The organism is Actinomadura hibisca NBRC 15177 (assembly GCF_001552635.1).
GTDB classification, from domain to species: domain Bacteria; phylum Actinomycetota; class Actinomycetes; order Streptosporangiales; family Streptosporangiaceae; genus Spirillospora; species Spirillospora hibisca.
Window position 1 is genome coordinate 58425 of sequence record NZ_BCRO01000072.1, and the last position, 12005, is coordinate 70429.

General features: G+C 71.6%; 15 protein-coding genes. 7 read left to right on the top strand and 8 right to left on the bottom strand.

Annotated elements, in window-relative coordinates:
* Positions 1-37 precede the first annotated feature (37 nt).
* Both AH6_RS29770 and AH6_RS29775 read right to left on the bottom strand, forming a co-directional pair.
* Positions 38-1441 (bottom strand): DUF2079 domain-containing protein, encoded by a 1404-nt coding sequence (locus AH6_RS29770; RefSeq protein WP_083983600.1) that lies wholly within the window; start codon positions 1439-1441, stop codon positions 38-40.
* Positions 1442-1517: 76 nt separating this feature from the next.
* Entirely contained in the window at positions 1518-2099 is a 582-nt protein-coding gene (locus AH6_RS29775; RefSeq protein ID WP_067486486.1) for a TIGR03086 family metal-binding protein, read from the bottom strand.
* A 131-nt stretch (positions 2100-2230) separates the two neighbouring features.
* Here AH6_RS29775 and AH6_RS29780 point away from each other — a divergent pair, with 131 nt between their 5' ends.
* The gene (locus AH6_RS29780) at positions 2231-2653 is read left to right on the top strand and encodes a group II truncated hemoglobin (protein WP_067486489.1); all 423 of its coding nucleotides are present in this window, start codon (positions 2231-2233) and stop codon (positions 2651-2653) included.
* Between the two features lie 37 nt (positions 2654-2690).
* Here the strand turns inward: AH6_RS29780 and AH6_RS29785 are convergent, their stop codons facing one another.
* On the bottom strand, positions 2691-3059 hold the full coding sequence (locus AH6_RS29785) for a VOC family protein (protein ID WP_067486492.1): 369 nt from the start codon (positions 3057-3059) through the stop codon (positions 2691-2693).
* 88 nt (positions 3060-3147) lie between these two features.
* The gene (locus AH6_RS44235; RefSeq protein ID WP_157431807.1) at positions 3148-3309 is read right to left on the bottom strand and encodes a hypothetical protein; all 162 of its coding nucleotides are present in this window, start codon (positions 3307-3309) and stop codon (positions 3148-3150) included.
* An 88-nt stretch (positions 3310-3397) separates the two neighbouring features.
* On the opposite strand from AH6_RS44235, the gene thyX reads away from it, so the two are divergent.
* From thyX to AH6_RS29810, 5 genes are all read left to right on the top strand, one after another.
* Positions 3398-4183 carry an FAD-dependent thymidylate synthase gene (thyX, locus tag AH6_RS29790; protein ID WP_067486495.1) on the top strand — a complete coding sequence of 262 codons (786 nt, stop codon included), beginning with the start codon at positions 3398-3400 and terminating at the stop codon, positions 4181-4183.
* On the top strand, positions 4156-4704 hold the full coding sequence (locus AH6_RS29795; RefSeq protein ID WP_245679525.1) for a hypothetical protein: 549 nt from the start codon (positions 4156-4158) through the stop codon (positions 4702-4704). Before thyX ends, AH6_RS29795 begins: the two co-directional genes overlap by 28 nt.
* A 42-nt stretch (positions 4705-4746) precedes the next feature.
* Positions 4747-5379: a LysE family translocator gene (locus AH6_RS29800; protein ID WP_067486498.1), complete on the top strand. Its 633-nt coding sequence runs from the start codon at positions 4747-4749 to the stop codon at positions 5377-5379.
* Between the two features lie 93 nt (positions 5380-5472).
* Positions 5473-6060, top strand: a complete 588-nt coding sequence (locus AH6_RS29805; RefSeq protein WP_067486500.1) for an RNA polymerase sigma factor — start codon at positions 5473-5475, stop codon at positions 6058-6060.
* Positions 6057-7043: a hypothetical protein gene (locus AH6_RS29810; RefSeq protein WP_067486503.1), complete on the top strand. Its 987-nt coding sequence runs from the start codon at positions 6057-6059 to the stop codon at positions 7041-7043. Before AH6_RS29805 ends, AH6_RS29810 begins: the two co-directional genes overlap by 4 nt.
* 48 nt (positions 7044-7091) lie before the next feature.
* Here the strand turns inward: AH6_RS29810 and AH6_RS29815 are convergent, their stop codons facing one another.
* The 4 genes from AH6_RS29815 to AH6_RS29830 all read right to left on the bottom strand — a co-directional run bounded on the left by AH6_RS29815 (position 7092) and on the right by AH6_RS29830 (position 10804).
* Positions 7092-8351 carry a serine hydrolase domain-containing protein gene (locus tag AH6_RS29815; protein WP_083983602.1) on the bottom strand — a complete coding sequence of 420 codons (1260 nt, stop codon included), beginning with the start codon at positions 8349-8351 and terminating at the stop codon, positions 7092-7094.
* Between the two features lie 97 nt (positions 8352-8448).
* The gene (locus tag AH6_RS29820) at positions 8449-9432 is read right to left on the bottom strand and encodes a CU044_5270 family protein (RefSeq protein ID WP_067486506.1); all 984 of its coding nucleotides are present in this window, start codon (positions 9430-9432) and stop codon (positions 8449-8451) included.
* The gene (locus AH6_RS29825; RefSeq protein WP_067486509.1) at positions 9425-9997 is read right to left on the bottom strand and encodes an RNA polymerase sigma factor; all 573 of its coding nucleotides are present in this window, start codon (positions 9995-9997) and stop codon (positions 9425-9427) included. The genes AH6_RS29820 and AH6_RS29825 overlap by 8 nt, the downstream gene beginning before the upstream one ends.
* Positions 9998-10141: 144 nt before the next feature.
* Positions 10142-10804 carry a DUF4097 family beta strand repeat-containing protein gene (locus tag AH6_RS29830; protein ID WP_067486512.1) on the bottom strand — a complete coding sequence of 221 codons (663 nt, stop codon included), beginning with the start codon at positions 10802-10804 and terminating at the stop codon, positions 10142-10144.
* 255 nt (positions 10805-11059) lie between these two features.
* Here AH6_RS29830 and AH6_RS29835 point away from each other — a divergent pair, with 255 nt between their 5' ends.
* Positions 11060-11833: a TetR/AcrR family transcriptional regulator gene (locus AH6_RS29835; RefSeq protein WP_245679526.1), complete on the top strand. Its 774-nt coding sequence runs from the start codon at positions 11060-11062 to the stop codon at positions 11831-11833.
* Positions 11834-12005: the final 172 nt, after the last annotated feature.

Here is a 12005-nt window from a genome sequence, read left to right on the forward strand (position 1 = left end):
CTCCCGACCGAGGTCGGGAGCCGTGGGAGTCGTGGCGTCAGCGCGTCCGTTGCAGCACCCAGAAGCCCGCCTCGGCCGCGCGCACGGCGAACTCGCTGTCCGGGTGCAGGCCCTTGGCGTACTTGAGCATCGCCTCGCGGTCCACGTTGGGGTCGTAGATCGTGATGTAGTCGGGGACGATGCCGCGCGTGTTGCCCACCCAGAAGACGCGGCAACGCTGGGTGAGGTGCGCGCTGGGCCGCACGTCGGCCTCGACCGTCGCCCCGTCCGGGATGACCGACAACACGCGCGCGCCCGCCTTGGACGTGGGCGTCGGCCGGTAGGTGTCCCAATGGGTCAGCGCCGCGATCGGCAGCGCCGTGCTCAGCGCCAGCGCCACCGCGAGCGCGGCGACGGGAATGTGCCGGGCGTACGCGCGCAGCCAGGGCCGCGCGTCGTCGCGGAGGCGCGGCAGCGCGTCCACCAGCGCCAGCGAGACGATCGGCATCAGCACCGCGCTGTAGTGCCAGTCGGTGCCCCAGTAGTACTCGTATCCCGAGGTCAGCCGCCAGCCCAGGGTGGGGATCGCGGCGATCAGCAGCGGGGAGCGCAGCGCCAGCAGCCCGGTCGTCGGCAGCACCAGCCACAACAACGTGCGGGTCTTGGTGTCCCATCCGGCGAGCGGCCCGGCGCCGTCCCCCATCTTGCTCCAGTAGTCGTAGCCGCCCGCGCCGTTGAACGCCGGGATCAGCACGGTCAGGGTCAGCGCGCACAACGCCAGCCCGAACACCGCCGCGCCGAGCGCCGCTCCGGCCGCGCGCCGGTCGGTGTGCCGTGCCCGCAGCAGCACGACCAGCGCGATCGCCGCCGTCGTCGGCCCGAGGTCCTCCTTCACCAGGCCGAGCGGCAGCGCCCAGGCGAGCGCGACGTACCAGCGGCCGCGCAGCACCGCCTCCAGCGAGAACGCGACCAGCGGCACCGCGAAGCAGATCTCGTGGAAGTCGAAGTCGACCGCGCGCTGGAGCCCCCACGACAACCCGTAGGCCGCGCCGACCGCCAGGCCCGCCCCGTCGCCGAGCGCGCGCCGCGCGGCCCGCGTCACCGGGACCACCGACACCGCCAGCAGCGCCGCCTGCGCCACCAGCAGCGTCACCGGCGTCGGGAACAGCTTGTAGAACGGGGCGATCAGCGCGGTGACCGGGCTGAAGTGGTCGCCCAGGATGTTGAACCCCGGCCCCTTGAGGTCGGAGACCGGGGCCTCCAGCCGCGCGTAGGAGGCCACCACCTGGTCGAAGATCCCGAGGTCCCAGGAGCGGGTCTCGTAGCGCAGGTGCCGGACGACCGACATCAGCGCGTAGAGCACCCCGAAAAGCGCCGCCAGCAGGTAGGGGGCGCGGGCGGGCAGGCCGGGGCGGGGGGCGGCGTCCGGGGTGGCGAGGGGGCGGCGCTCGGTGAGGGTCATCGGCCCTCACTTTACGGATCTATCAGGGCAAAGAAGACCTTTCCCGCACTTTGTGGATCTTGTTCGGCGGCCGCCGTCAGGCGGGGCGGCGGCCGAGGTAGCCGAGCAGCGCGGCCACGTCGTCGCCGCCCGTCTCCAGCGCCGCCGCGTACGCGCCCCACTGCCGCAGCGGCTCGACGAACGTGCGCGCGGCCGCCAGCAGCGGCCGCGCCAGCTCCGGGGTGAGCGGGGAGGGCTGCCCGGTGGCGACGGCGAGGTCCCAGGCGTGCACGGCGGCGTCGAGCGCGCAGGCGGCCGCGCCGATCTGGGCGGTCATCTGGTTCGGCGGTACCGGCACCGCGACCTGCTCGGCGTCGGGCGCGACGGTGGCCCAGGCGGCGGCCGACGCGGCGACGGCCCGCTCCAGCAGGGCGTGCGGGTCCTCGCCGTCCTCGGGCTTGCCGGAGGGCTCGAACGGGTTGAAGTCGGGGCCGTTCTCGCCGGTGAGGGCGGCGGCGAAGCCGAGCTGGTCGCCGGCGGCGTGCCGCAGGACCTGGAGGACGGTCCAGTCGGCGCACGGGGTGGGGCTGTCCCAGTCGGCGGCGGTGAGGCGGGCGGCGACGGTGCGCAGCGCGTCGTGCGAGGCGTTCAGGACGGGGAAGGCGGTGGCCTGGCTCATGGGGGTTCCTCCGTGCTCGACTGCCTCCATTCTAGCAGAACGGAATGATTCGTTCCACTATTTTGGGGCCTGGTGGTCCCCACCCCCATGCTCCAGGATGGCCCGAGGGCGGCCTTCCGGAGGGGACGGACATGACCAGCCTGTACGAGCACTCCGGCGGCGACGGCGCGCTGCACCGCCTGGAAGAGACCTTCTACGACAAGGTGCTGGCCGACCCGGTGTTGCGGGAGCTGTTCACCGAGCGCAGGCCGCACCACGTGGACCATCTGACCTGGTTCACCGCCGAGTCGTTCGGCGGCCCGCCGCGCTTCACCGAGAAGCTGGGCTTCGCGCACATCATCGACGTGCACCGGGGGCTGCGGATCACCGACGAGCAGCGCGACCGGTTCGTCGAGCTGTACCTGGAGTCGCTGGACGAGGTCGGGATGCCGGACGACGCGCCGTTCCGGCAGGCGTTCCGCGAGCACCTGGAGTTCGGGTCGCGGGTGGCGCAGCAGAACTCGCACGCCGAGAGCGACGCCGACCTGCACCCGCTGCGCGAGGTGCCGAGCTGAGAGTGGCCGTCCGCCTGAGGCACCGGGCCGACCCCGGTCACCCCTGCTGGATCACCGACAGGACGTTCCCGGCCGGGTCCTTGAACCAGGCGATCGGCGGCCCCTGCGCCCGGAACACCCCGCGCTCGTCGGTGTGCTCGTAGACCTCGAAGCGCACGCCGCGCTCGGCGAGCCGGGCGACGGCGTCGTCGATGTCGTCCACGGGGAAGTTGAGGACGGTGAACTCCGCCGGGACATGTTGCTCACCCTTGGGATAGACCAGGACGTCCCGATCACCGGCGATGTGCAGGGTGAGCATCCCGTGCTCCTCGGACACCCGCAGGCCGAGCGTGCCGCCGTAGAACTCCTTGGCCTTCGGCGCGTCGTCCACCGAGAACCCGCTGAACGCCTTCGTCTTCTCGAACATGAGCTCCTCCTCCAGTCCTCTGTACAGACCGGAAAGCACCCCGGAACTCATCGGACGATGTCAGTCCCGTTCCCCGTCACCGCGCGGGTCAGAGCTTCGCGCTGACGGCCCGCACCACGCGGGGGGTGACGTCGTCGCGCCAGGTGAAGGGCGCGGGGGCGTACTTGCCCTTGAAAGCGACGGTGGTCTGGCCGCCGACGCTGAACATCACCGGGCCCTTGCGGCAGATCCAGTGACCCTCGATCGCCAAGGCTAGGACGTGCACGCGGGGCCGGTGGTATCGGAGGGTTGTGGGAGGCTGGCCCGGTTCGTTCATCGCACCGAAAACGGAGGACAGCGTGCGTCGCGTGGAACCCCAGGTCCGTCTCATCGCCCGGCCCCGGCTGGACTACGACGAGGTCGCCGGGTACCTGGCCGACGTCGGCGGCGAGAGCTGGCTGGAGCGGGTGGACCGCGGCGACCTGGACGACGCGCAGAACCTCGCCGAGTTCGCGGGCCGCATCTGCTACCGCTCGTGGGAGCCGGGCCTCAACCCGAACGTGCGGCGCGTGCGCACCGACCAGGACGAGTACCTGCGCAACATCCTGGCCAGCGCGCACGGCTCGGTGCTGGAGCACGTGAACTTCTCGTTCGTGGTGCACAACGTGAGCCGCGTCGTCACGCACGAGCTGGTGCGGCACCGCGCCGGGACCGCGATCTCGCAGGAGTCGCTGCGCTTCGTGCGCCTGGACGACCTGCCGTTCTGGTTCCCCGAGTGGGCCGAGCGGGACGCCGAGCTGATGGAGCGCGCCACCGAGCTGCTGGGCCGGATGGAGGAGTTCCAGCAGTGGATGGCCGGGCACTTCGGCCTGGACGAGGAAGGCGTGAACTTCGGGGAGAAGAAGGCCAAGACGTCGTTCATGCGCCGCTTCGCGCCCGAGGGCGTCGCGACGGGGCTGACGTGGACGGCCAACGTCCGCACGCTGCGGCACGTCATCGAGAACCGGACCGCGCCCGGGGCGGAGGAGGAGATCCGGCTGCTGTTCGGCAAGGTGGGCGAGCTGATGGCGAAGGAGGCCCCGGCGCTGTTCGGCGACTACCAGATCGAGGACGGGGCATGGGTGCCCGGCTGGCGCAAGGTCTGATGGAGTGGGAGGCGTTGCCGCCGGAGGTCAGGGAGCAGGTCGACGCCCTGGTGCTCCAGAGCCAGCGGCTCTCCGCCATCAAAGCGGTCTATGAGGCTGGGCTCGTACCGCAGCCGAATCTCAGTGACTGCATGGTGGTGGTCGCCGGTAGGTACCGGGCGCTGGGCAGGAGGTGGGGGCCGAAGCCGTCGGAGCCCCTGGACGCCGACGAGCTGACCGAGGCGGCGCGGGCCATGGACCGGGCCGAGGCGATCGAGGCCGTGTGGGACGGCGACACTGACGGCTGGTTCGTCCTGCTGCTGGCCGTCGCCGCCGATCCGAACACCCAGCACCGCTTGGCGACGATCCGGCACGGCGGCGACATGCGGGTCTTCAACGGGCAGGCGCCGCCCTGGTCGGAGGCCGCAGAGGCTGCGCAGGTCGGCGCGGAGGTCGCGGCGCGGCTCGGGGTGCCGTTCCACTTCGCGAGCCCGGACGAGCCCAACGACGAAGCGCCCCGCTGGTGGAGCCGCTCCGGCTGAAAAAGGCTTGCCCGGCGTTCGGGCAGGGACGACGATCGGCGGATGCCCATCGATCAGCACCTGCTCCTGGCCTTCACCCTGACCACCATCGTCGCCATGATCACCCCCGGTCCGGACATGTTGTTCGTCCTGGGCTGCGGGATGCGCGGCGGTCCGCGCGCCGGGCTGCTCGCCACGGCCGGGGTCGCGACCAGCGAGGCCGTGCACGTCGCGGTGGCGGCGGCGGGGCTGGCCGCGCTGTTCCTGGCGGTTCCGACGGCGTTCACGGTGGTGCGGATCGTCGGCGCCGCCTACCTGATCTATCTCGGCGTGCAGATGATCCGCCGCCGCAGGAGCGCCGAGGACTTCCCCGAGGAGGGCGGCGTCGGCATGTCGGGCCGTCGCGCGTTCTTGAACGGCCTGCTCACCAACCTGCTGAACCCCAAGATGGTCACGTTCACCATCGCGTTCCTGCCCCAGTTCGTCGATCCGTCGCTGGGCCGGGTCTGGCTCCAGTTCGCGATCCTGGGCGCGGTGCTGATCGCGCTGGAGTTCCTGGTGGACGGCCTGGTGGGGGTGTCGGCGGGCCGCATCGGCGGATGGTTGCGCCGCCGCAAGGCCGCCAAGCGCCGGATCGACACCGCGACCGGCGGCGTCTTCATCGGGCTCGGCGTGCGCCTCGCCGTGGAGCGGTGACGCGTCCGAAGCCGGGGGCCGCGCGGGGCTGAAATGCTCGCCCGGTGGCGGACATGTGGTGATCGTCCCGTCCGTACGGCGAGAGGAGAGCACGTGTCAGCCATCCCGGAGCCTCCACCCGATGAACGGCGGCGCCGCTTCGAGCAGGTCTACGCCGGGCACCGGGCCAGGATCCTCGCCTACGCGCTGCGCCGCACGGCCGACCCGCAGGACGCCGCCGACGTCCTGGCCGAGACCTTCCTGATCGCCTGGCGGAAGCTGGACGACGTGCCGCGCGGCGAGGCGGCCGGGCTCTGGCTCTACGGCGTCGCCCGCCGCGTGCTGGCCAACCACCACCGGGGCGAGCGCCGCCGGTCGGCGCTGGTCGGCGACCTGGCCGGGCAGTTGCGGGTCGATCTGGCGTCGCACCGCGAGCTCCGCGCGGACGGGGGCGACCGGGCCGCCATCGCCGCGGCGTTCGGCGAACTGTCCGAGAACGACCGGGAACTGCTGTCCCTGGTCGGCTGGGAGGGCCTGGACCACGGCGAGATCGCCGCCGTGCTGGGGTGCTCGCGCAACGCGGTGCGCATCCGCCTGTACCGGGCCCGCCGCCGCTTCGCCCGCGAACTCGACCGGCGCGGAGCCTCCGCCCCGCCCACCCACGCCCTGTCGGCAGCGCTCAGCAACGGAGACCGCGCATGAACCACGACATCGACACGCTCGTCGGCCGCATCGCCCCCGTCACCGACGCCCGCGCCGCCGAACTGCTCGCCGACGACACGGCCGCCGAACTGGGCAGGCGGATCACCGCCACCTCGGCGACGGCCCAGGCCGACGAGACCGTCGCCCCGGTCCGGACGCGGCCCCGGCGCAAGCTGGCGCTGCCGCTGCTGGCCACGGGCGTGGCCGGGACGGCGGTCGCCGTCGCGCTCGTCGCGCAGCCCGGCGACTCCGGCACCACCGCCCGGCTCGCGCCGACGCCGAGCACGCAGGGGCCGGTCAAGCTGGTCGCCGCGCTCAGCTTCACCCGCAAGGGCGACTACCTCGACGTGCGCATCCGCGACCCGTACGCCGACCCCAAGCGGTACCGGGCGGAGTTCCTCAAGCACGACCTGAAGGTCGGCCTGAGCCTGGTGCCCGTCTCGCCCTCGATGGTGGGCACCGTCGTCATGCAGGGCGTCAGCGAGGGCACGCGCCCGAGCGACTTCGGCGACATCCGGGTGAAGGGCGCCTGCGAGGTCCCCAGCGGCGGGCAGGACTGCACGGTGGGGGTGCGGATCCGGATCGGCTACAAGGGCAGCGCCAGCGTGGTCTTCGGCCGCGCGGCGCGTCGCGGCGAGAAGTACAGCAGCACCGCGCAGGCGAACGCGCGCGGCGAGGCCCTGCACGGGATGACGTACCGGAAGCGGCACGTGTCGGAGGTGCTGGCCGACCTGAAGAAGCGGAACGTCACCGTGCCCGAGTACCGGGTCATGGACGGCGGGGTGTCGAAGATCCTCTACCCGGGGCAGGTGCCGGGGAACTGGTACGTCCACGACGCCGCGCCGTGGGCGGGCGGCCAGGTGCTGCTGTTCGTGGGGCCCAAGCCGACCATGGACGGGGCGGTCAAGCCTCCGGTTCGGGGGAGCGAGCTTCCGTCCAGCTCTCCGCCGGCCGCCGAGCCCAGCCCGTCGCCCACGGGCTGATCGCCGGGCCTGTCCTGTCCGGCGCGCGCCGGACAGGACAGGACGCGGTCAGGAGCGGGCGATCTCGTCGGCTATGGCACGGAACGCGGCGAGGGACTCGCCCTCGTGGTTCCCGGAGTTGAGATCCTCGCTGATCTTGAGGATGACGGTGCGGTCGCGCGGCGAGACGTAGACGAACTCGCCGAGGATGCCGATGGCGAGGTGGTCGCCGCGGTCGCCGTCGCCGAGCCACCAGCCGTACCCGTAGCCGAAGGCGTTCTCGGGCGCGTCCGGCTCACCGGGGTACAGCCTGCCGGGCGCGAACTGCGGCGCGCTCGGCCGCGTCGAGTCGCGCACCCAGGACGCCGGGACGACCTGGCGGCCGTGCGCCTGCCCTTCGCGGGCGTAGAGCAGACCGAAGCGGGCGAAGTCGCGGGCGGTGGCGAAGTAGCAGCAGTACCCGAGGGGATTGCCCTGGTAGTCCCGGCCGAACTTCATGGTGTCCGCCATTCCGGCGGGCTTCCAGAGCTTTTCCTCCAGGTAGGAGGCCATCGGACGGCCGGTTGCCCGCTCCAGCACCCACGCCAGGACGTAGGAGTTCATGCTGTCGTAGTTGAACTTGCCGCCCGGCGGGAAGGCGGCCTTGGTCTCCTTGGCGAGCGTGGTCATCGGGGTGCCGAGGCCCATGCGGATGGACGCCTTGACGATGCCGGTGGTGGGGTTGAAGTAGTCGGCGTTGCGCTCGGACCAGTCGTTGCCGGAGGACATGCGCACGACGTTGCGGACGGAGACGTTGCCGTAGCCGGTGCCCTTCAGTTCGGGGACGTACTTCGTCACGGGATCGTCCAGCGAGGCGATGCGCCCTTCGTCGAGCGCGATGCCGACGGCCGTGGCGGTGACGGTCTTGCCGACCGACCAGGAGTTGAACAGGCTGCGGGCGTTGTAGCCGGAGAAGTACTGCTCGCCGAGGATCTGGTCGTCGCGCAGGACGATGAAGGCGGCGGTGGAGGAGCGCTTGAGGAAGTCCTGCACCGTGCTGCGTCGGCCTTCGTAGGTGTAGGCGGTGTCGACGACGCCGCCCTTTCCGGTCAGTTGCACGGGGGCCGCTGCGGGCCGCACCTCCATGGTGGGGGAGAAGGGGAGGTGGGCCAGCAGCGGGAGGGGGAGGCGTTCGGGGAGGGGGAGCGCACCGACGGTGGCGCGGATGGCGACGGAGGTGGGGCGGGCGTTCGCGTTCGCGGTGGCGGTGGCCGTGAGGACGGTCGCCGCCACGCCTACCAGCAGGATCGACAGCGCGGCGGTGGTGGCTCTTCGGAGATGGCTGCTCATACGCACTCCTGAGTGGCGCACAGGGGGAATCTCAGGAGGATCAAAACCGTTAGCACCACTGGTGTCAACAGTGGTGCTAATTTTTGGGCCCCGCCGGTCAGGGGCGCTGGCCCGCCTCGTCGACGATGGCGGCCTTCAGCACGCTGTTCCAACTGACGACGGTGCCCTTCCGCTGCGTGCTCGTGCCCAGGTCGGGCGCCCCCGTCTTCTGGTCTTTGACGACGACGATGCGCTGGCCGAGGTACGCGTAGGTGTCCGGGGCGACGAAGACCTCGTTGCGCAGGTAGCCCCGCTGAAGGCGGTAGAGGGTGACGCCCCGCCGCCCGGCCAGGTCGTGGCTGCCGGGCTCGTACCGGACGCCGGGGATCTTGGCCATCGCGCCGTACAGGGCGGCGCGGAGCCGGGGCGGCAGCACGCTGTCGAACATGATCATCTGGATCTCCATGAACGCCTCCTCGTGGCGTTCCTCCTCGGACTTGGTGACGATCCTCCGGCCGGGGCCCATGCCGGTGGTCCCGACCCGCTGGTAGATGCGGGCGAGGAGCTGGTCGGGGTCGGTCGGCAGGGGGAGGATGTCCCGGTAGTCGACCTGGCGCTCGGAGCCCTTGTGGAGCGTCAGCCTTCCGCCGCGGTAGTCGGCGTAACCCCAGTCGTCGATCCGGCACCACACTTCGCCGGTGTGCGTCTCCCCGCTGTCACCGGGCATCTTCATGGTGATGGCCTTCAGGTACGCCCACTGGTGGGGCCGAGGCGCGGGGCCGTCCTGGGCCGCCGCTTTGATCACCGCGTTGCTGGCCAGGTCCTGGGCATTGGCGACGGGGCGCAGCCGGGCGGTCGGCGGGCCGTCGGGACGGTCCTCGACGGTTCCGCCGCCCGCCAGCGTCACCGCCAGCACCGTCGCCGTGGCCGCGCCGACCAGGCCCAGTCCCAGCGCCAGTGCCGGACGCCGCGACCGCTTCCCGCGCCCGGCCGGCGCCCGCCGCATGTGGGAGGTCAACCGCTCGCGGGCCCGGGTGACGGTCTCCGGCGCCGGGTCGGGCAGCGCGTCGTGCCGGTCTCGCAACCGCCGCAGGTCATCCATTGTTCGTCGCCTCTCGTGCCGCGGGAGCGAGGGTCTTACGGAGTTTGCGCCGTGCCCGGTTGATGCGGGAGCCGACGGTGCCGACCGGGATGGCGAGGGCCTGCGCCACCTCCGCGTAGCTGAACTGGGCGCAGACGACGAGCAGCAGCGCGTCGCGGTCGCCCTTGGACAGCCGGGCCAGGCCCCGGGCCAGCTCGGGGCTCACGCCCTCGGCGCTGACCTGGTCGGCGACCCGGTCGTCGTGGCCGCCGACCTCGTCGCGGACCGCCGACCGGCTCAGCGCTCGGTAGAACCGGATCTCGCCGCGGCGGTGCCGGCCGATCAGGTTGGTGGCGATGCCGTACAGCCAGGCCCGCGCGGCGGGCCAGGCCGGGTCGTAGCGGTCCCGCTGGTCGAAGGCGACCAGGAAGGTCTCGGCGGCGACGTCGTCGGCGGCGCTCGGGCCGATCCGGGCGGCCGCGTACCGGTGGATGGCGGCGAAGTACCGATCGAAGATCACCGAGAACAGCTCGGGCTCGTGCCGGGCCCGCTCGATGATCGACGCGTCGGACACCGCCTCAGCCATGCGCGGGGGAGGAGCGTGGGTCGCGGTCATACATCCGGCGCCTCTCTGGAAGTGGTCAGCGCTGATTGCCCGAACCCGGTGATCTTCTTCGCGTCTCGGACGACAGTGCCGCCGTCCGCCCCCGCGCTCCTCCGCCGGGGCGGGTCAGAGGCCGCGTGCGGTGATGTCGCCGTGCGAGGTGGTGGCGTGGATTTCGAGGTCGCGGCTCCCGTTGTTCTTGAGGCTGTTGTGGATGCGGCCGCTGGCGGTGTCGGCGTCCAGGGAGGCCGAGACGCCGGGGGCCGCGCCGACCGTGATCGCACCGGCCTGGGCGCGCAGCACGACGGTGCCGTGCGCGGCCTCGGTGACGCGGATGTCGCCCTGCATGGTGCTGATCTGCGCGGAGCCGGTGAGGCGGCCGACCTGGACGTCACCGCTGGCGAGGGTGAGGTGGGCGCTGGCGGCCTCGTCGATCTCGACGGAACCGTGCGAGCCCTCGAAGGAGACCTCGCCGAGCCGCCCGGTGCACTGGAACTCGGCGCTGGCGGCCTTGGCATCGACGCTGGAACCGGCGGGCAGTTGGACGGTCACCTCGACGGAACCGGTGGAGCCCATGAGCTTGTTCTTGGCGGCGGTCTGGATGCGGAGGACGCCGTCGCGGTACTCGACGCCGGTCTGCTCGGCGGCCTTGACGTCGCGGCTCTTGGCGGCGTCGGCGGGCAGGACGACGACGGTGGTGTCGGTGCGGTCGGCGGCGATGAAGCGGACACGACCGGCGGGGATGTCGAGGGTGGCGGCGACGGGGGCGGGGGTGGCGAAGTTGTGCATGGTGTGCTCCTGGGGGGTGTGTGCTCGATGTTTCTGTTGATGGAAACGCTACGTTGCTTTTCGAGAGTTGGCAACAAGTTTGTTGCGTGGAAATGATATCTATGCAGGTAGACGGCTAATACTCGTTGCAAGAGGATGATGGATAATGCAACATTTGTACTGTTGTGCGTTGCGGTGATGTGAAGGTGAACGCTATGGGGCGGCGGTGATCGTCGATCACCGGGGCGGCGGTCTGTCGGCCGGTAGGCTGGCGGCGTGGCGCGGCCTTCTCAGAAAACGCAGGATGCGGCCTCGGGTGCGGGTCCGGAGCCTGGTGGCGGTGCGGCCGGTAAGCGGCGGCGGCGGTCGCTGGGGTTCCTGACCCCTGAGCTGATCCTCGACACGGCGATGGGGATCGTCGAGCGCGAAGGAGCCGACGCCCTGACCTTGCGGCGGCTGGGCGTGGAGCTGGGGGTCGACCACACGGCGGTGCTGCGGCACTTCGGTGGCAAGGACGACCTGCTGCTGGGCCTGACGGACCGGATTCTGGCGGAGTCGCTGGAGGGGTTCAGTCCGGCCGAGAAGGCGGAGGACTGGCGCGAGACGCTGGAGAACCTGGCGCGGAGGGTGCGGCGGGCCTGCCTGGCGCATCCGAGGGTGGCGTCGATCGTGGCGGGCCGGACGTCGCGCAGGGACGCGGAGTTCCTGGGAGCCGACATCGTGCTGGGGGCGCTGTTCCAGGCCGGGCTGGAGGGCAAGGAAGCGGCTTCGTGCTATCGGGCGCTGGTGGATGTGGCGTTGTCGTATACCGCGTTCGAGGCGAGCCAGCTCTCGCTGGAGGACAGCGCGCGGGCGGGGGATCGGGCGGCCTGGGGGCGGGAGTATCTGGCTGCGCCGCCGGAGGTGTATCCCAACATCGCTGCGGTGGCTGGGCATCTGGCCGCGGTTGATGAGGAGGATCAGTTCGAGGTGGCGATGGGGTTGTTCCTGGACGCGATCGAACTGCGTGCGCTGCGGGCTCGGGAGGGTTCTGGGGGCGGGGGACTTTAGCCCTGCGCTCTGCCTACGCTCCGCGCAACTACCTCAGCCCGCGCTGCGCGTGTGTTCAACGACGCCAGCCCTGCGCCCCACACGTGACCAGCGACCTCAGCCCCGCACTCCGCACCCGGCCAACAACCTCAACCCCGTGCCCGAACATGCCCAGCGACCCTGGCCACCGGGG

Excerpts from the sequence above, each read along its gene's own strand:
- AH6_RS29780 (WP_067486489.1), top strand. The coding sequence starts at position 2,231 with ATGACCAGCCTGTACGAGCACTCCGGCGGCGACGGCGCGCTGCACCGC.
- AH6_RS29820 (WP_067486506.1), bottom strand. The coding sequence starts at position 9,432 with ATGGATGACCTGCGGCGGTTGCGAGACCGGCACGACGCGCTGCCCGAC.
- AH6_RS29825 (WP_067486509.1), bottom strand. The coding sequence starts at position 9,997 with ATGGCTGAGGCGGTGTCCGACGCGTCGATCATCGAGCGGGCCCGGCAC.
- AH6_RS29770 (WP_083983600.1), bottom strand. The coding sequence starts at position 1,441 with ATGACCCTCACCGAGCGCCGCCCCCTCGCCACCCCGGACGCCGCCCCC.
- AH6_RS29800 (WP_067486498.1), top strand. The coding sequence starts at position 4,747 with ATGCCCATCGATCAGCACCTGCTCCTGGCCTTCACCCTGACCACCATC.
- AH6_RS29775 (WP_067486486.1), bottom strand. The coding sequence starts at position 2,099 with ATGAGCCAGGCCACCGCCTTCCCCGTCCTGAACGCCTCGCACGACGCG.
- AH6_RS29830 (WP_067486512.1), bottom strand. The coding sequence starts at position 10,804 with ATGCACAACTTCGCCACCCCCGCCCCCGTCGCCGCCACCCTCGACATC.
- AH6_RS29810 (WP_067486503.1), top strand. The coding sequence starts at position 6,057 with ATGAACCACGACATCGACACGCTCGTCGGCCGCATCGCCCCCGTCACC.
- AH6_RS29785 (WP_067486492.1), bottom strand. The coding sequence starts at position 3,059 with ATGTTCGAGAAGACGAAGGCGTTCAGCGGGTTCTCGGTGGACGACGCG.
- AH6_RS29795 (WP_245679525.1), top strand. The coding sequence starts at position 4,156 with ATGGGTGCCCGGCTGGCGCAAGGTCTGATGGAGTGGGAGGCGTTGCCG.
- AH6_RS29815 (WP_083983602.1), bottom strand. The coding sequence starts at position 8,351 with ATGAGCAGCCATCTCCGAAGAGCCACCACCGCCGCGCTGTCGATCCTG.